The sequence below is a fragment of the Streptococcus oralis subsp. dentisani genome, assembly GCF_003944205.1.
Taxonomy (GTDB): domain Bacteria; phylum Bacillota; class Bacilli; order Lactobacillales; family Streptococcaceae; genus Streptococcus; species Streptococcus oralis_BH.
Map to the genome: position 1 here is coordinate 1 of NZ_RJPH01000018.1, position 18578 is coordinate 18578.

The 18578-nt window shown below is 36.6% G+C and carries 18 protein-coding genes, 2 tRNA genes and 1 rRNA gene; 3 read left to right on the top strand and 18 right to left on the bottom strand.

Annotated features, from left to right (window positions below; genetic code table 11):
* The 18 genes from D8805_RS09255 to D8805_RS09340 all read right to left on the bottom strand — a co-directional run.
* Window positions 1–202: ribosomal RNA gene (locus tag D8805_RS09255) — 16S ribosomal RNA — on the bottom strand; the annotation flags it as partial.
* Between the two features lie 231 nt (window positions 203–433).
* Window positions 434–505, bottom strand: a tRNA-Glu gene (locus D8805_RS09265).
* A gap of 73 nt (window positions 506–578) precedes the next feature.
* Window positions 579–1052: a sigma-70 family RNA polymerase sigma factor gene (locus D8805_RS09270; RefSeq protein WP_125416984.1), complete on the bottom strand. Its 474-nt coding sequence runs from the start codon at window positions 1050–1052 to the stop codon at window positions 579–581.
* Window positions 1053–1172: 120 nt separating this feature from the next.
* Window positions 1173–3131 carry an ATP-dependent zinc metalloprotease FtsH gene (gene ftsH, locus D8805_RS09275; protein WP_084948157.1) on the bottom strand — a complete coding sequence of 653 codons (1959 nt, stop codon included), beginning with the start codon at window positions 3129–3131 and terminating at the stop codon, window positions 1173–1175.
* 15 nt (window positions 3132–3146) lie between these two features.
* Window positions 3147–3689 (bottom strand): hypoxanthine phosphoribosyltransferase, encoded by a 543-nt coding sequence (gene hpt / locus D8805_RS09280; RefSeq protein ID WP_084948159.1) that lies wholly within the window; start codon window positions 3687–3689, stop codon window positions 3147–3149.
* Window positions 3690–3693: 4 nt separating this feature from the next.
* A complete protein-coding gene (gene tilS, locus D8805_RS09285; protein ID WP_125416986.1) occupies window positions 3694–4971 on the bottom strand; it encodes a tRNA lysidine(34) synthetase TilS in 1278 nt (425 codons plus the stop codon).
* Window positions 4968–6239: a serine hydrolase gene (locus tag D8805_RS09290; protein ID WP_125416988.1), complete on the bottom strand. Its 1272-nt coding sequence runs from the start codon at window positions 6237–6239 to the stop codon at window positions 4968–4970. Before D8805_RS09290 ends, tilS begins: the two co-directional genes overlap by 4 nt.
* Window positions 6232–6354: an SP_0009 family protein gene (locus tag D8805_RS10330; protein ID WP_000429343.1), complete on the bottom strand. Its 123-nt coding sequence runs from the start codon at window positions 6352–6354 to the stop codon at window positions 6232–6234. Before D8805_RS10330 ends, D8805_RS09290 begins: the two co-directional genes overlap by 8 nt.
* A gap of 4 nt (window positions 6355–6358) precedes the next feature.
* The gene (locus tag D8805_RS09295) at window positions 6359–6727 is read right to left on the bottom strand and encodes a septum formation initiator family protein (RefSeq protein WP_125416990.1); all 369 of its coding nucleotides are present in this window, start codon (window positions 6725–6727) and stop codon (window positions 6359–6361) included.
* Window positions 6720–6986: an RNA-binding S4 domain-containing protein gene (locus tag D8805_RS09300; RefSeq protein WP_001234975.1), complete on the bottom strand. Its 267-nt coding sequence runs from the start codon at window positions 6984–6986 to the stop codon at window positions 6720–6722. Before D8805_RS09300 ends, D8805_RS09295 begins: the two co-directional genes overlap by 8 nt.
* Before the next feature lie 57 nt (window positions 6987–7043).
* Window positions 7044–10547 (bottom strand): transcription-repair coupling factor, encoded by a 3504-nt coding sequence (gene mfd, locus D8805_RS09305; RefSeq protein ID WP_125416992.1) that lies wholly within the window; start codon window positions 10545–10547, stop codon window positions 7044–7046.
* The gene (pth, locus tag D8805_RS09310) at window positions 10548–11117 is read right to left on the bottom strand and encodes an aminoacyl-tRNA hydrolase (RefSeq protein ID WP_125416994.1); all 570 of its coding nucleotides are present in this window, start codon (window positions 11115–11117) and stop codon (window positions 10548–10550) included.
* Window positions 11118–11189: 72 nt separating this feature from the next.
* Window positions 11190–12305, bottom strand: coding sequence for a redox-regulated ATPase YchF (ychF, locus tag D8805_RS09315; RefSeq protein WP_001218700.1), 1116 nt, complete (start codon window positions 12303–12305; stop codon window positions 11190–11192).
* Window positions 12306–12389: 84 nt separating this feature from the next.
* Window positions 12390–12584 (bottom strand): DUF951 domain-containing protein, encoded by a 195-nt coding sequence (locus D8805_RS09320; RefSeq protein WP_093586316.1) that lies wholly within the window; start codon window positions 12582–12584, stop codon window positions 12390–12392.
* A 64-nt stretch (window positions 12585–12648) separates the two neighbouring features.
* Window positions 12649–13785: a DNA polymerase III subunit beta gene (dnaN, locus tag D8805_RS09325; RefSeq protein ID WP_125416996.1), complete on the bottom strand. Its 1137-nt coding sequence runs from the start codon at window positions 13783–13785 to the stop codon at window positions 12649–12651.
* A 159-nt stretch (window positions 13786–13944) separates the two neighbouring features.
* The gene (dnaA, locus tag D8805_RS09330) at window positions 13945–15306 is read right to left on the bottom strand and encodes a chromosomal replication initiator protein DnaA (RefSeq protein WP_125416998.1); all 1362 of its coding nucleotides are present in this window, start codon (window positions 15304–15306) and stop codon (window positions 13945–13947) included.
* Window positions 15307–15528: 222 nt separating this feature from the next.
* Entirely contained in the window at window positions 15529–16287 is a 759-nt protein-coding gene (locus D8805_RS09335; protein WP_093586312.1) for a ParB/RepB/Spo0J family partition protein, read from the bottom strand.
* 57 nt (window positions 16288–16344) lie between these two features.
* Complete coding sequence (locus tag D8805_RS09340; RefSeq protein ID WP_125417000.1) at window positions 16345–17535, bottom strand: S1C family serine protease; 1191 nt, start codon at window positions 17533–17535, stop codon at window positions 16345–16347.
* Window positions 17536–17718: 183 nt separating this feature from the next.
* Between D8805_RS09340 and rlmH the strand changes: the two genes are divergently transcribed.
* From rlmH to comC, 3 genes are all read left to right on the top strand, one after another.
* Window positions 17719–18198, top strand: coding sequence for a 23S rRNA (pseudouridine(1915)-N(3))-methyltransferase RlmH (rlmH, locus tag D8805_RS09345; RefSeq protein ID WP_038804781.1), 480 nt, complete (start codon window positions 17719–17721; stop codon window positions 18196–18198).
* Between the two features lie 43 nt (window positions 18199–18241).
* A tRNA-Arg gene (locus D8805_RS09350) sits at window positions 18242–18315 on the top strand.
* 166 nt (window positions 18316–18481) lie between these two features.
* Window positions 18482–18578, top strand: a 97-nt coding sequence (comC, locus tag D8805_RS09355) for a competence-stimulating peptide ComC (RefSeq protein WP_125417002.1), incomplete at its 3' end; no start/stop codon positions are given.

Consider the following 18578-nt stretch of genomic DNA (forward strand, 5'->3'; position numbering starts at 1 on the left):
CAGTTATCATGCAATAACTGCTATTATGCGGTATTAGCTATCGTTTCCAATAGTTATCCCCCGCTACCAGGCAGGTTACCTACGCGTTACTCACCCGTTCGCAACTCATCCAGAGAAGCAAGCTCCTCCTTCAGCGTTCTACTTGCATGTATTAGGCACGCCGCCAGCGTTCGTCCTGAGCCAGGATCAAACTCTCATTAAAAGTTTGAGTTCTCACTCATTTCTGTCACTGACAGATTTATTGTTTTTCATTGTTCAGTACTATAACCTTTGTTATAGTGCCCTGCACATTGGTTCGTCTTGTTCAGTTTTCAAAGGTCTTTGTCACTCAATCTCTCTCAAGCGACAACTATATTAGTATATCACAGCTGCCAACCTATGTCAACACTTTTTTGAAACTTTTTTTACTTTTTTCGTCTCTGCGATACACTCATAGTCCGTACGGGATTCGAACCCGTGTTACCGCCGTGAAAAGGCGGTGTCTTAACCCCTTGACCAACGGACCTTGAGTTTTTCAACTCTTTCTATTATACCTACTTTTCCTACTTTGTCAAGATCTTTTTTAATCTCCTTTCATTTTATCTAAAATCACTCAATACCACTCTTAATTCTCCTAGAAGTGCCTTGCGTCCTTTGAAACATTCTCCTCCCATTAGACGGTCAAGTTGTTCTTGTTTTTCTTTACTCTGACTTGCCTTGTAATTCCTTAGCAGTTCGTGAAAGAGATAGTAATCATCCAGTCTCAGTCCTTTTTCTCCTAGGCGATGGCTGATTTCGCTCACCTCCTCATAAGGCTCTTTGTCGAAACGGCGCTTGTGACTTTCCTGTTTACGGATGTAATCTAGGATACGATTGCGGAATTTAGTTTTAAAGCAGACATATAGTCGGTGTCGTTCACCCACTAGCAACTCTGGATGGTGACTGACCAGTTCATACAGGCACAGCATCCCCTCCTGGTCCCAGTCCTCTTTCTCCCACAGATGTAAATGGTATTCTTTGCGGCACTTATGGACGATCCCTTTACTTTCTTCGTATAGTTCTTTCAGATTCATAGACCTCTCCTTTCTGCATTTAGTTTAGCAGAAAGAACCTAGTCTTTGATCTTCTTCTCCTCTTCTGTACTTCTCGTTGCCTCAACTGCATACAAAAAGAGAGGCCTGGCCTCTCTGGGGTTATTTTTCTTCACTCATTTTTGATTTTACTTCATCATAAGATAGGGCATGTGATTCCTCTTCTACTGTCTCAGGCATTTTTCCTGTTTCGTAAAGAGATTTAATTTGAGTACTATCCAATGTTTCGTATTTCAACAATGCCTCTGCAATCAACTTGTGGGTTTCACGATTTGATTGAATAATTTCAGCTGCTTTGTTTCGTGCTTCATTTAATAATGAACGCACTTCCTCATCAATCTCATAGGCTGTTTGCTCTGAAATTGATTTTTGAGGACTTTGTGCACCAAACATAGCATGATTACCTTCGTATTGAACTGGACCAAGTTTTTCACTCATACCGTATTCAGTAACCATTGCACGCGCCATCTGTGTAGCTTGTTCAAAATCATTGGAAGCTCCTGTAGTTTGGACATTAAAGATAATCTCTTCAGCTACACGACCACCCATCAAACCTGCCAATTGCTCTTTCATATCTTCTTTAGAAAGAAGCATTTGGTCTTCTTTAGGAAGTGCAATCATGTATCCGCCTGCACGTCCACGTGGCACGATGGTCACTTTATGAACAACACGAGCATTTGACAAGACTAAACCAACAATGGTATGTCCAGCCTCATGGTAGGCAACCAATTCACGTTCTCTTTGTGATACTGTTTTATCTTTCTTAGATGGTCCAGCAATCACTCTGTCCTCTGCCTCATCAATATCTGAAGCATCAATGACTGACTTGTTGCGACGGGCTGCAACCAAGGCTGCCTCATTTAGAACATTTTCCAAGTCAGCTCCCACAAAACCTGGGGTTTGTTGGGCAACTAATTTCAAATCAACATCGTCTGCCAGAGGTTTATTTTTAGCGTGAACTTTCAAGATTGCTTCACGACCTTTAACATCAGGACGACCAACCAAGACTTTTCTATCAAAACGTCCCGGGCGTAGTAGAGCAGGATCAAGGACATCTGAACGGTTTGTTGCAGCGATGACGATAATTCCTTCATTTCCCTCAAAACCATCCATTTCAATTAAGAGTTGGTTCAAGGTTTGCTCACGTTCATCATTTCCTCCACCGAGGCCGATACCACGTTGGCGACCAACAGCATCAATTTCATCGATAAAGATGATGGCTGGTGCTGCTTTTTTTGCATCCTCAAAAAGAGAACGAACACGGCTTGCACCAACTCCGACAAACATTTCTACAAAGTCAGATCCTGAGATGCTAAAGAATGGAACTCCTGCTTCTCCAGCAACTGCCTTAGCAAGTAAGGTTTTACCTGTCCCGGGAGGCCCCTCCAAAAGAACACCCGCAGGAATACGCGCACCAAGCTTTGTAAATCGTTTTGGATCTTTTAGGAATTCAACAACTTCGACTAATTCTTGTTTTTCTTCCTCGGCACCCGCAACATCTGAGAATCGTACCTTGATATCTTCTTTGTTAGCAGCCTTAGCCTTGCTACGTCCAAAACTCATTGGATTTCTACTATTATTTCCTCCCATATTTCCCATCATAGAAAAGAGGAAGAAGAAGAGAATAGCAAATGGCACAACAGAGACAAGGATATTGATCCACATACCACTTGAACTCTCATGTTTAACCGTTACCTCAGACTGATGTTCAGAAGCAAGTTTTTGCAATTCTGAAACTGTTGAATCCGACGGAAGAATGGTACTTGAGAATCTTTCTACTTTTGTAGCAGTAGGAGTGAAAAATTGAATCCCTGTTTCTTCTTTACTAGTCTTAGGATTTTTATAAACACCAGACACCTCAATGATGCTACCATTTGGCTGATAGGTCAATTCTTTTACATTGTCTGCTGTAATTTCTTTTACCAATTCTGTATAGTTAATTTTTTCGCTTCGTCCAGCAGTATTTCCAGAGTAAAAATACTGGAATCCTGTCACTAGGAAGAAGATAATTAACAAGTATAGAAATGGATTTCTAACTAAACCATTATTTTGTTTTTTCATTAAAGAATGCTCTTTCTAATTTGAATAAACTTCTTCTTTCAATACTCCAACATAAGGAAGGTTACGATAATTTTCTTTGTAGTCCAAACCATATCCTACTACAAACTCATTTGGAATAGTAAAGCAAGTATAATCTGCCTCAATTTCAACAACACGTCCCTCTGGTTTGTCCAACAAAGTCGCAATTTTAACCGAAGCTGCTTCTCTTGCAATAAACATATCTTTCAAATTCTTCAAAGTTTGACCTGTATCGATGATATCTTCTACAAATAGAATATGTCTTCCCTTGATATCTTGAGTCACGTCTTGCTTGATATTGATCACACCACTACTTGCTGTTCCACCATGGTAGCTAGATACCATCATGAAGTCCATCTCAATATGCGTATCAATATGTTTGACCAATTCAGCCATAAAAGGAATTGATCCTTTCAAAATTCCAATAAGAATTGGATTTTTCCCCTCATAGTCTTTGGTTAGCTGCTCACCTAGCTTTTTAGCTGCTTCTGTAATTTCATCATGTGAAACGAGGATTTTTTTTATATCGTGTTCTAACATCTTTTTACCTATCTATTTTTTCTATATAAAGTACAGTGTTCATTATATCATTTTTCGTGTTTTTACTCAAATCACTGATAGCAATTCCCAAAATTGAGACAATTTCTCCAAATTGCTCAATAATAGGGGTTATTTTTCGTTTTTCAATAGGAATTTTCAAATCTATAAACAAACGTCTCAGTTTCTTTCGATGCCCATTCAGGATAAGAACATCGCCAGTTTTTCGACACCTAATATGTACAGGTGTTTCTCGTGAAACCGTTACTTTTTGAACAGAATCCCCTTCAATAGGGATACCAAAGGAAAATAAATAGCCCATATATCGAACTTGATTTTGATAGTATAACACAAGTTCATCTTCCTTTTCATCGGCCTGAGGACTGATTTTACAAACTCGAAAATATTGATACTCTTTTATCAATTCATAGCCATTTTTAAGAGAATGACGATACTGGCTTTTAGTTGCTAAAATCTGTCGAACTTCGGCAAACTGAGCCTTCGTAAGATTTAAGTCTGGGAATTGATTAAGATAGTTCTGCAGTAAAACCCCTTGAGTTTGTTGTGAGTATGAAAAGAGCTCATTCAAATCTTCCACATCAATCTGTTCAGAGAGCTCCATTATGGCTACTTGGTAATCTGAAATTTCCCTTCCTAAATCTAAAAGAGCGGATTTAAGACGAGGATTTTCTTTTTCAAGCTCTGGTAAATACCTATTTCGAATACGATTTCGAAAATAGGCATTCTCACGATTTGATTGATCTTCGAAATGAACAATTGGTGGAAAATCCTTTTTATGAAAATGCAACAAGGGACGGATGATTTCGATATCATCAACTACTTGACTTTCTTTTATTCCTGTTAGATGACGTAGTCGACTTCCGCGAATGAACCGCATCAAAATCGTTTCAACCTGATCATCTGCATGGTGGGCAGTGACCAAGGCTGTCGCTCCAACCTCTTTCATGATTTTCCTAAAAAAATCATAACGAAACTCCCGAGCACGCGCCTCTGAAAAGTCTCCTGAAAAACTTGTGATATAAATAGGAAGTCCAGCTACATCAGCTAACTTCCTTAGTTCATTTTCCTCCCAATCAGACTCCCTTCTCTGCTTGTGATTGACATGTGCTAAAATCACCTCAATTCCCAACTCTTTTTGATAAGTGGACAATAGATGGAATAAAAACATCGAATCCAGTCCGCCAGACAGAGCTAATACGATTTTAGAATGTTTTTTGAAATACTCTTTTCTGAGAAAATGATTTAAAAAATCCTGCTCCCTCATTTTAGAACCTCATAGACATCCTTAGCTATCTTAGCAATGGTGTCATAATCAGAATTTTTAGTGAAAATAGAGAGAACGAAAGGTGAGTCTGTAAATACAATGGCAGTATCGTGTTTAAACTCGTCAGCATCTCCGATTTTGTGAGCTACCTTAACCGAAACACCTTTCGCAATTCGTTGGTTATCAAAATTCGTCTTGCTTAGAGACTCTAAAACAAAACCATTCTGATTATAAATAGCTTCCATGACCTTTCCAGCCATTTTTGAAGAAGTTAATTTATCATTCACATCCCAATCTTCACCCATAATGGTGGACATTTTTTCTTTAAAAGCCCCGTCAGATTGATTGGTCACATAATAACCTAAAATATTATGAGCAACATTGTCAGACTCCTTTGTTACCTTGGTAATTAATTGTTGGAGACTGTAGTCTTTGTTGTCTCCTGTTTTAGGTAAACTACCACTACCTTCTGGTTTATAGGATCCAGGGAAATTATTCACTTCTGAGACATACTTGAAGCTACTGTCCAGCGTATAGTCACCTTGATTTATCTTATCTTGAGCATAATAAAGATAGGCTAGTTTCAAGATGCTAGCTGCATAGAGTTTGCTGTCTTCATTCACCCCAGCCTCTTTACCTGTACTCAGTTGTTTAACATAAATAGAATAATTTTCATTCTGATAGTTGTTTGACAAGACTTCTTGAACCTTCTGGATACGATTGTCCTCTTCTGAAACGAACTCTTTTGATACCCACCCAACTTGATCAATATGAAGAAATTCTTGTCCCTCAGCAAAGAGGGTTCTATCTACTGTTACGCGTTGATAGGGAGAGAGGGATGAAGAAATTTCTTTAGCACCATAAGGACTGTTATAAATAACAAACCCCGGTTCCAACCATACTTGTCTATTTTGAGTTTGAACTTGACTTTGATCATAGATTAAACGCTTATCTGCAACGATAAACTGATGATTGTTTAATTTAAAAACAGGAATACCTTGTCTATTCAAACGCCATTCTACGATTTTAAAAGTGGTTCCAGAAGTCAATTTTCCAGACTCCTTTACAAGATCTTCATTAGCATAGACAGCTGCTTCTCCATAAACCATTGGCGATTCAAGGGGTTCTTTATAGTAGAATCCATAATCAGACTCAGTTAGATAATAAATTTCTTGTGAAGAGTAAGGGAGCTGTTTTTCTGTGCTAACTACTCTTGAAGTTATGATAAAAACAGATAGTAGTGATAACACTACTAAGAACTTACGCATTCTTCTCTTCCCTTTCTTCTTGTAATCGTAATAAATGGTTTTTAGCTGCCAATTCCTCTAATTTTTCATCTGATAAACTTAAAAATTGCTCAACAACTTCTAATAAATTTTCCATGACATTACCTCGGAAGCAAATCAGGAATCGTGTAAATTGCTTCTCGTTTCTTTGAGTAATAGTACTTGGCACGTGCATATTTTGCTACATAGTCTTCATCTTTCAACTTCGCAGCAAAAGCAGATTCCTTATCCTTTTCATCACTAAGAGTTCGGTATTGTTCTTTCAACTCTGTCAATTGCTGACGACGTTGCAACAACTGATTATAGCTTTGGGCCAGATTATAAGTCGGTAAAATAAACAATAAAATCATCAAAATAAGAACCCAACCCATAAAGCGATTTCTTTTTTGTCTTTCCTTCATCAGGTAACGACGACGTTGGTGTTCATTTTGAATAAAAGAATTATTCATCTGTACAATATTTTTAGACATTTTCTTCTACCCGTGTTTCACTGAGAATTTCATACATGCCTGCTGCATCTTCTTTTTTTGTACTATCTTTCATCTCTAGTACTTTAACAAGCAACAACTTATTTCCAAAGCGAATTTCAACTTGGTCATCAACTTTCAAATCCGTTGAACTTTTGGCCAAGATTCCATTCACCTTGATTCTACCTTTATCTGCTACTTCTTTTGCGACTGTGCGACGCTTAATAATTCGTGATACTTTTAAATACTTGTCTAATCTCATTTTTATTACCTCAAATTATTATTGTACCATTTTTATCCTTTTTATAGAAGAAAAATGTCAAATGGGATTTGCTTCCTTTGATTCTTTTATCTCTAATAAACTTTCTCCAAAAATCAGCAAACCTTCTAAAATTTCATAATCCTTCTTGTTTCGGACATCAAATACAACTTCCATTAATCCCTTATTCTCAGCTATCGCTGCTTTTAGGTTCGTTGCGGATAAGGCTTTAAAATAATCTTGAGCCAAGAACAATCGTTGAGTGACTTTTTCAAATTGAATTGTAATTTTATTATCTTTTCTTTCCACACGTTGAACAAAGACCTTGTCCAAGTAAGATTTGACCAAACCAATCTCTAAAAGATAGGCTACTACGTCTGGATATTCTCCAAAGCGATCCATCAATTCTTCTTGTAGTTCTTCATAGTTGACACGGTTGTCAATTCGACGAATTTTCTTGTAAATTTCAATCTTATGTCGTTGGTCAGAAATATAAGTATCAGGAAGATAAGCATCAATTTGTAAAATCAACTCAGCATTTCCTTTAGTTCTTGTATTCCCATTGCCGTTACGTTTAGCGATAGCTTCCTCTAGTAACTGCGAATACAATTCAAAACCAACAGAATCAATGAAACCAGACTGCGATTTTCCTAGGAGATTTCCTGCACCACGAATTGAAAGATCTCGCATCGCAATCTTAAATCCAGAGCCCAATTCTGTAAATCCTTTGATTGCTTCTAATCTCTTTTCAGAGATTTCACTGATTGATTTTTCTGGACGATACATGAGATAGGCATAAGCAATGCGATTGCTACGACCAACTCTTCCTCTTAACTGATACAAGGTTGACAAGCCCATATGATCTGCATTTTCAATAAATAAGGTATTGGCGTTCGGAATGTCAACTCCTGTTTCAATAATAGTAGTCGTCACCAAAATATCATATTGTCCTTCAATAAAATCCAGTAGAGTATTTTCTAACTGAATCTCACTCATTTGCCCATGAACATAACCAATTGAAGCCTCTGGAATCAACTCCTGTAATTCTGAAACCTTCTGGTCAATCGTGTCAACTTTATTGTAAAGATAGTAAACTTGACCTCCACGCTCCATTTCACGCAAGACAGCATCACGAATCACACTGTCATTCTTTTCTAAAACATAGGTTTGAACCGGATAGCGATTGGTTGGAGGAGTTTCAATAACAGACAAATCTCTGATTCCCAGCATAGACATGTGGAGAGTACGAGGGATTGGTGTTGCAGTCAAGGTTAGAACATCTACTTGTTTTTTCAGTTCTTTCAAAGTTTCCTTATGCTTGACACCAAATCGTTGCTCCTCATCAATAATCATCAATCCCAAATCTGAAAACACAACATCTTTAGACAAAACACGATGGGTTCCAATCAAAATATCAACTTGACCATTCTTTAATTTTTCAAGTGTCTCTGCCTGCTCTTTTTTACTTCTAAAGCGACTCAGCACATCAATATTAACTGCAAAATTTTGAAATCGTTCCTTAAAATTCGTATAGTGTTGTTGTGCTAAAACCGTCGTTGGAACTAGAACGACAACTTGTTTATGATCATTGACCGCCTTAAAGGCTGCACGCATTGCAACCTCAGTCTTCCCAAAACCAACATCTCCAACCAGAAGTCGATCCATGGGATGAGAATCTTGCATATCTCTCTTAATTTCCTCAATACTACGAAGTTGATCATCCGTTTCAACATAAGGGAAGGCATCATCAAAAGCATGTTGATCATCATCATCAGCTGAGAAAGCAAAACCCTTCAACTGACTACGCTCAGAATAAAGCTTGATTAAATCGTCAGCTATATCCTCTACCTGGTTCTTAACTTTTTGCTTGGCCTTTTTGAAATGACCGTCATTTAATTTATTGAGTTTAGGAGGTTTCCCATCACTTGAAACATATTTGGACAGTAATTGAATTTGCTCAACTGGGATGGAGATTTGATCCCCATTTTGGTATTGAACACTGACATAATCTCGGTGAATGCCTTTGATTTCAATTGTTTCGATTCCTAGATATTGACCAATTCCATGGATATGGTGAACAACGTAGTCCCCTTTTTCAAGTTCATTATAATCTTTTAATCGCTCTGCATTTGACGCATGTTGTCTTCTAAAACGACGTTTTAATTTCTTTTGAAAAATCTCATGTTCAGTAATCAGGAGAATTTTTTCATCTACAAAATGAAAACCATGTCTTAGATTACCTTCGATCAAGTTTACAGATTCTTTACAGATACTTGACTGATCTCTGGAATCCAATTTGATCTGATATTCCTCTAAAACATCCTCCAATTTTTTACTTCCCATTGAATTGCTGGACTGCAAAACAATGGTGTAGTCCATTTTTTTATATCGCTCAATTTCTTCTTTAAGAAAAGAAAATTGATTGAAAAACTCCTGCATGGGAAATTGATTAAATTGATAAATGTGATCAAACTTGAGATTTCCTAATCCTTTTTGGAGATTGGAGAAAAAGGTAACTGGACTTTGTTTTTTATAGGTTTGCTCTGTATCTGCAAAATACTGCATATCAGAAAATGATTTACCATTCTGTAAATCTTCTGTAAAGTATTGCGCTAACTCTCTTTCAAAGGTTTCATACTGATTCATTAATTTTTGATAATCATCAAAGAATACTGGTGTATCTTTTTCAATATAATCAAATATAGTCCATGTTTTATCGTAACATAAAGATAAAAACTTTCGACTATCTGAATGTACTTGTTTTTGATGAAAACTTGACAAAATCTCTTCCAAGTATGATTTTAAAATTGCTGATAAGGTCTTCGAAATTTGCTTTTCTAAAGCTGACTGACCTCTTAAATAGTCCCTTTCTTTTAAAAGCATGTCACTAGCTGGAAAGATAGTGAGTTCTGTCTGATTTTCTTTTGATAATTGTGTTTCTACTTCAAAAGTCCGAATTCCATCTACTTCATCACCAAAAAACTCGATTCGGAAAGATTCTAACTGAGACATCTCAAAAATATCTAAAATATCTCCTCGAATACTAAACTCCCCTTGGGTCTGTACTTGAGTAACTTTTCTATAACCGATTTCCTTTAATTTGTGAAGAAGGTCATGTTGGTCATATTCTTCACCAACTGCAATCCTTATAATACTTTCTTTAAATCTAGTCGGAGAAGGTAAAATCAAGCGACTTGCTGCTATATTACAAACTAAAATCCCTTTCTTGGATGAATCAGTTAAAAAACGCAAGGCTTCAACTCGCGAAATGATTTTTTCTTGTGAAGACATCAAAAACTCTACCATAGGAGAGTCATCTACCAAAAATGGATAGACAAATTCCTCTCCTAAGATAGAAAGAAGATCACTGATAATTCTTTCTGCTTCTCCATAAGTCGATGTCAGCAGCACAATCTTATTTTCTTTTTCTAGACTACTTGCAATTGCAAGAGCCTTGGTAGAAGTTGACAAACCTAGTATTAGTTGTCTTTTCTTATCTGTAAGATTTTGATGCCATTTTTTTATCTGATCATTTTCTGAGAATAAATCTAATAAAGTCACCATTTAGCCGTTATACCTCTGCATCGTTTTCTCAAAGTTTTTCTCTTGTAAATAGTAGTTTACAGAATCGTCAACCTTGTCAATTGACTGTAAAATACCTACATAGTCATCCTGATCAAACTTACTTAAAACATGGTGAACAACTGACATACCTTTTTTAGGTCTGCCAATACCTATTTTAACACGGTTGAAGACCTGAGTCCCTATATGTTGAATAATAGACTTGATACCATTATGACCACCTGCTGAGCCCTTTGTTCTTAAACGAATTTTCCCGACTTCCATGTCAAGATCGTCGTAAATAACGAGTAAATCTTCAATATCCAAACCATAGTAAGTCAATAAAGCATGAACTGCTTTTCCACTTTCATTCATAAAAGTAGTTGGTTTGACCAGATAAATTTTTTCTCCATTGAAGAAAAAAGATGCTAGGTCAGCTTGAAATATCTTATCGTGTGTAAAAGTGACATTTTTTTTTTTAGCTAATTGGTCAATCAACATAAAGCCAACATTGTGCTTGGTTTCAAAATATTTATCCCCTGGATTTCCCAATCCTACAAGTAATTTAGTCATTTATTTTCCTTTCAAAAGCCAAAAGGGTTGGAATTTTTTTCCAACCTAATTGACACTATTTGTTAAATGTTATTAGACATTAAAGCGGAATTCCATGATATCGCCATCTTGAACGATATATTCTTTTCCTTCTTCACGCAAGCGTCCAGCTTCTTTTACAGCTTTTTCAGATCCGTATTTCACTAGATCCTCATATGACATGGTTACTGCACGAATAAAGCCTTTTTCAAAGTCTGAGTGGATAATACCGGCCGCTTGAGGAGCTTTCATACCACGCTTAAAGGTCCAAGCACGGACTTCTTTTTCACCAGCTGTAAAGTAAGTTCCAAGTCCAAGCAAGTGGTAAGCAGCTCGAGTCAACTTGTCAACGCCTGATTCAGTCAAACCAAGTGCTTCAAGAAACTCTTGTTTATCCTCATCATCTAACTCAGAAATTTCTTCCTCAGCACGCGCAGAAATAACTACTACTTCAGCATTTTCTGTCGCTGCAAATTCTCGAATTTGTTTGACATAGTCGATAGAGTCTGGATCTGAAACCACATCTTCATCCACATTAGCAACATAAAGAACTGGTTTAGTCGTCAAAAGGAAAAGCCCTTTGACTACTTTTTGTTCTTCATCTGTGAATTCAATGGTACGTGCTGATTTTCCATCTTCAAGGACTGGTTTAATTTTTTGAAGAACATTGAATTCTGCCACAGATTCCTTATCTTTTTGCGTACGTGCCATCTTTTCTACACGCGCATAGCGTTTATTAACTGATTCTAAATCAGCAAGAATCAACTCCAGGTTAATGGTATCAATATCTGCAAGTGGATCCACAAAGGCATCTTCACGTCCTTGTTCACGCATGACATTTTCATCATCAAATGCACGAACCACATGAACAATAGCATCCACTTCACGGATGTTGGCCAAGAATTTATTCCCTAGTCCTTCCCCTTTTGATGCTCCTTTTACAATCCCTGCAATGTCCGTAAATTCAAAAGTTGTTGGAACTGTCTTTTTAGGTGTAATCATTTCCGTTAGTTTTTGTAGGCGTTCATCCGGAACTTCCACCATTCCAACGTTTGGATCAATAGTCGCAAATGGGTAGTTTGCTGCCTCTGCTCCTGCTTTTGTAATTGCATTAAAAAGGGTTGATTTACCAACGTTTGGCAAACCAACGATACCTGCTGTTAAAGCCATAGTTTCTCATTCTCCGTTCTCATTTCAATCCCTAACATTATAACACAAAAAGGGAAAACTTGCTAACTCTCTAACTAAGGGTTCTTAGTCAATAATATTATTCATTTTTCGTTCAAAATCATGGCGACTCATCATGACAAGGTGGTCGCAATTGCTACATTTGATTTTGATATCTGCCCCTACACGTGTAATTTCCCAACGATTAGCTTTTTTTCCTGTTGACTTGATTGTACAAGCATGGGGCTTTTTCATCTCAACAAAATTTCCAACTTGATACATACTACTCTCCTTTTCTTTTTCGATTATATCATAAAAGAGGCGAGCTAGGCTCAACCTCTTTCACTTAATTTGTACGAACTGGTGTAATGAGCTGCATGAAGTCTTCGTCAGTATCTGCTGGCACAAGAGTAAATGGACGAACAGCTGAGATAAAGCTAATAGTTACCTTTTCGCTATTTAAAGCCTTGAGGGAATCAATCAAGTAAGTTGGGTTGAAACTAATGGTCAAATCATCACCAGTCACCTGCTCCGTATCGATTTCTTCGTTTACTTTACCAACTTCTGGAGAGTGAACATGGGCGCTAACAACTCCACCTTTAATTTCAAGTTTCACAGTACCATTTTGAGTTGCACTTGATAAGAGACGTGCACGCTCCATAGATTGACGCAAATTAACCACATCAAAAGTAATTGTAGTGTTAAAGTCTGTTGGAATCAAGCGATCTGTATCAGGATAATTACCTTCTAGTAGACGAGTATAGAAACTAATATTTTCGCTTCTAAAGAGGATTTGATTATTTGCAAAGAAAATCTCCACAGTTTCAATATCATCCGTAAATACAGCTGAAAATTCGCGTAGGGAGCGACTAGGAATCACCACATCGAAATCATCACCATTTTTTTCAAGAGTCAATTTTTTCTGGCTAAGGCGATGAGAGTCTGTCGCAACTGTTTTTAGTTCTTTATTTTGGCTCAATACGAAGTGGACACCTGTTAAGATTGGACGACTTTCTTGCGTACTTGCAGCAAAAGCTGTTTCATTGATAATTTTCTTGAGTAGTTTGGTTTCAAGAACCAAAGGAGTGCTTGCTGAAATTTCTTGGATACGAGGATATTGTTCGCTATCTTTTCCTTTTAGGGTGATTTCTGATTTACCACTTGTTAAGACAATTTGTTTTTGTTCAATCTCTTTGAAATCAAGCGTTACATCTGGAAGACTAGATACAACATTGATAAAGAAAGAAGCTTCAAGAAGAATCGAACCTAAGGAAGTAATCAAAAGACCAGCATCTTCATTTTTTTGAGAAATGAAATTTTCAATGGAAATTTGACCATTGGAACCAATCAAAGTAATGCCTTCATTGGTAACATCAATTTTGATAGTTGATAAAATAGGAATAGCATTTTTTGAGCTAATTGCTCGCTTTGTGGTATTCAAGGCTTGTAGAAATAAATTTTTATTAATTGAAAAATGAATCATGGATTCTCCTTTATTTATTTTTTAATATTAGAAGGATAATAGAAATAATAGAGTGTGTGAATTCTGTGGAAAACTGATTTCTATTTAGTAATTTCAGACTTTTAAGCTTGTTTAAAAAATGTGGATAAAAAAGATAGAAAAGGAAAAGTTATCCACAAATTATTTAATTTTCTTTTTGATTGCTTCGATTTCTAAGCGTAAATTATCGTCTTCGTCAATCAAGGATTTAATTTTAGCATGGGCATGAATAACGGTGGTGTGATCCTTTCCTCCGAATTCTTTTCCAATTTTTGGAAGACTATTATCTGTCAGTTCTCTAGCTAGATACATGGCTACTTGACGCGCCAAAACGATATTCTGAACTCGTCTCGTCCCCTTCATTTCTTTGACACTCACTCCATAAAAATTACCAACTTCAGTTTGGATTTTGTCAATTGGAATGACTAGCAGTTGGCTAACATCTTGTTTGCGAGCTCTAATAGCCTCTGCAGCAATATCAATAGTGATGTCTTTAATCTTCTTTACTCTGGCAATTAGAGTGATATCGTTAATTGCTCCTTCCAATTCTCGAACATTTGAATCAAATTGACCAGCCAGATATTCTAGGGTATCACTCTGGAAATGGTAGTTTAAATGTTCCGTTTTACTTTGAAGAATGGCGATACGTGTCTCAAAGTCAGGAGGGGTGATATTTTGAGTCAATCCCCAGCTAAAGCGCGTGACAAGTCTTTCTTCAAGTCCTTCTAAGTGTTTAGGACTTCGGTCACTAGTCAGAACGATTTGTTTTTGATTGCTATGAAGAGCGTTGAAAGTATTGAAAAACTCTTCTTGAGTTGCAACCTTTTTTCCACTGAGAGATTGGATATCATCAATCAGTAAGAGATCAAGGCTTCGGTAAGTTTTTTTAAATTTTTCCATTTCCCCGAGCCTCAGATGCTCAAGAAAGTCGTTGATAAAACTTTCAGCAGGAATATACTTAACCCGAGCTTCAGGAATATTTTTTAGAATTTCATTTCCGATAGCATTCAGTAAATGGGTTTTCCCTAGTCCAGGACCACCATAAATGAAAAGGGGATTATAAGTCAATGCGAGGTCTTCGGAAACAGCCAGAGCAGCAGACTTAGCCCAGATATTCCCATCTCCTTGAATAAAGTTATCAAAGGTATATTTTTCCTTTAATCCTGTTTCAGAATATGGAATAGCAAGATTGGCCTGTGAAGCAACATAATGATTGCTATTTTCAGAATTCATGACATAGGTTGAAGATTCTTCTTCAGGCTTTGTTAAGACAAATTGAGTTTTTATTTCAGTATCGTAAACTTCAAAACCAGCAGCCACAATGATATCCTTGAGCTGTTTTTTCCAAACCATTTCCATTTCAGGTCTAGGTAAAAAGATAGTAGCTACATTTCCCTCCACTTTTATGAGTTCAGCAGGTGTGGCATAGAAATCGTACATAGAACGTGTTAATCTTTCTTGAGCCAATTCCAAGATTTGATTCCAAAATTGTTTTTCTTTCACCAATTATCCCCTCCTTTGCTATATTTGATGTAAAAAGGTTTACTGTTAGACTTATTTTACCATAGATGCTAGCATTTTTCCACAATCTGTGGAAAAGAATCCACAATGTTTATATTTTTTATCCACAGGTTGGGGATAAGTGAGGAATTCTTTGAATTCCTTGGTTTTTTGCTAGAAAAATTAGTGGATAAATTTGTGAGTTGAAAAAATAAAAGAACAGCCTTATTTCAGGCTGTTGATAATTCTGTCATATTCTTCTTGGCTTGAAAAAGAAATAATAACCTTTCCAGTATCTTTTTTAGAAAGTTTAATTTCTACATTTAATCCAAGTAGTTTTTTTAATTTATCTTCCTCATCTTTGATGAAAGAATCACTTTTTTTCTGCTTCTTTTGTTTTTTCTCTGTCAGCAGTGTTTCTAACTTTCTCACAGAGATGTCTTCATTTTTAATTAGTTGAAAAAAATAGTCTTGCTGCTCTTTATTCAAACCAACTAGTGAGCGTGCATGAGCTTGAGAAATTTTTCCATTTTCTACTTCAGATAAGATGTGCTCTGGTAGGGAAAGCAAACGAATAAAATTAGTGATATAAGGACGAGATTTTCCCATTTTATCTGCTATCTCAGTGTGAGTAAATCCTTTTTCTACCAAAGATTCGTAGGCGCGTGCCTCTTCAACCGGATTCAAGTTTTCTCTCTGTAAATTCTCAATGATAGACTGAATCATCATTTCCTGATCTGAGAGGTGTTTCACAACGGCTGGAATAGAAGTGAGACCAGCCAAGAGAGAAGCCCGATATCGTCTCTCTCCTGCAAGGATTTCATAACCAATTACAGGAGATTGACGAACGATGATGGGTTGGATGACCCCATTTTCTTTGATTGACTCAGCCAATTCTCTTAGTTTATCTGCATTAAATTCTTTTCGAGGTTGATAGGGATTTTTTTGTATTTCCGAGATAGAAATCATTTCAAATTTTTCCATGATTCTACACTAACATATCTTTTATTATATGTAAAGTTTTCTTTACACTGATGTCAATTAAGATTCTAAATCACTTGTACTTTTATCTAGCTTAACAGTTGTAGTCTCCTCTTTCCCATTTCGATAGTAGGTGATTTTAATGGTGTCTCCGATAGAATGGTTGTAAAGAGCACTCTGTAAATCTGTTGACGAAGAAATATCCTTGTCATCAACTTTGGTAATAACGTCATATTTTTCAAGGTGACCAGATGCAGGCATATTACTTTGAACAGATTTTACCACAACACCAGAAGTTACGCTACTTGGAATATTGAGTTTTCTAAGATCACTAGTTCCGATATTAGCTAAATTAACCATTTGAATTCCAAGAGCAGGGCGAGTCACTTTACCGTCACTTTCAAGCTGTTTAATAATATTTTGAGCATCATTTGATGGGATTGCAAAACCAAGACCTTCGACAGAGGTTCCACCATTACTTGCAATTTTACTTGATGTAATCCCGATAACTTGGCCTTGAATGTTTATAAGTGGACCACCAGAGTTACCAGGGTTAATGGCAGTATCTGTCTGAATAGCTTTTGTAGAAATGGCTTGACCATCTTGAGATTTTAGAGAGACATTTCGATTGAGACTTGAAATGATTCCTTGGGTAACTGTATTGGCATATTCGGATCCTAGAGGACTACCAATTGCGATTGCAGTCTCACCAACATTTAGTTTGCTCGAATCTCCAAATTCTGCTACGGTTGTGACTTTTTCTGAAGAAATTTTTACGACAGCAATATCAGAGAACGTATCAGAACCGACAATTTCACCAGGAACTTTTGTACCGTCTGCTAAACGGATATCAACTTTTGAAGCTCCTTTAATAACGTGGGTATTTGTCACAAGATAGGCATCTTTCCCATTCTTTTTGTAAATAACACCGGAACCTTCACTTGCTACTTGCTGAGAGTCGGTATCCGTATCTGTCTCGTCATTTCCAAAAACACTATTTTGCCGATTTGCTGAATAAGTGATGACCGACACAACGGCATCTTTTACCTTGTTAACGGCCTGAGTTGTTGCATTTTCATTTTTGTAGGAAGTCTGAGTAACAGTGTTTGTAGTGTTATTTGCGGCTTGACTTACTTGTTTTTGATAAAGTTGCAGTGTCACAAAACTTCCCAGGGCACCACTCAAAAATCCTATCAGAATGATGATAAGAAAGGTAACTCCTTTTTTGTAAAATTTTTGTAAGTGTTTCATAAACGCCTCCGTTTGTTTTTTATTTGATTAAAGTATAAATCTATTAACTTAATTCAAGCTTAAAGGTAAAAGTTTTACACAAGTTGTGGATAACTTACGTTATTCTGTGAATTTACTTGTTTTTCTAGAGTTTTTTTTGTGAATAAGATGTGAAATGAAGTGTGGATATGTTAGAATAGAAGAATGAAAATAAAAATTATAACAGTTGGAAAACTGAAGGAAAAATATCTTAAAGATGGCATTGCTGAATATACTAAACGAATTTCTCGTTTTGCTACTGTAGAAATTATTGAATTAGCCGATGAAAAAACTCCAGATAAGGCAAGTGAGTCAGAAAATCACAAAATATTAGAAATAGAGGGAAATCGAATTCTTTCTAAAATTGGAGAAAGAGATTTTGTAGTTGTGTTAGCAATTGAAGGAAAAATTTTCTCCTCAGAAGAATTCAGTAGACAGCTGGAACAGGCTTCTATAAAGGGATTTTCTACCCTTACATTTATTATTGGTGGAAGTCTGGGACTATCCCCTGCTGTGAAGTATCGAGCGAATCTTTCTGTTAGTTTTGGACGTTTGACCTTGCCACATCAGTTAATGAGATTAGTTCTTGTTGAACAAATTTATCGTGCTTTTACCATTCAGCAGGGATCCCCTTATCATAAATAGAAGATTGACTTACTTCTTGTTTTTTGATAGAATGGTCATGTTAGGTCTCATAGCTCAGCTGGATAGAGCATTCGCCTTCTAAGCGAACGGTCGCAGGTTCGAATCCTGCTGGGATCAGTACATTAAAGAAAAAGCTGGGATTATTTCCCAGCTTTTTTCTTCAAAAGGTGCATTTCAGGTGTAAAAAAGTACAGTTGAGAAGAAATTTTTCTTAAGTGATCTTCATTTTGTATAATAGATTTGTAAGATAACTTACAAGAAAAACAATACAGGAGATTTCATTATGAAAAATACAGTAAAGTTGGAACAATTTAAAGAAGTAACAGAAACAGAATTGCAGGAGATTCGGGGTGGGGAATGGAGAATTCCAGAATTAATAC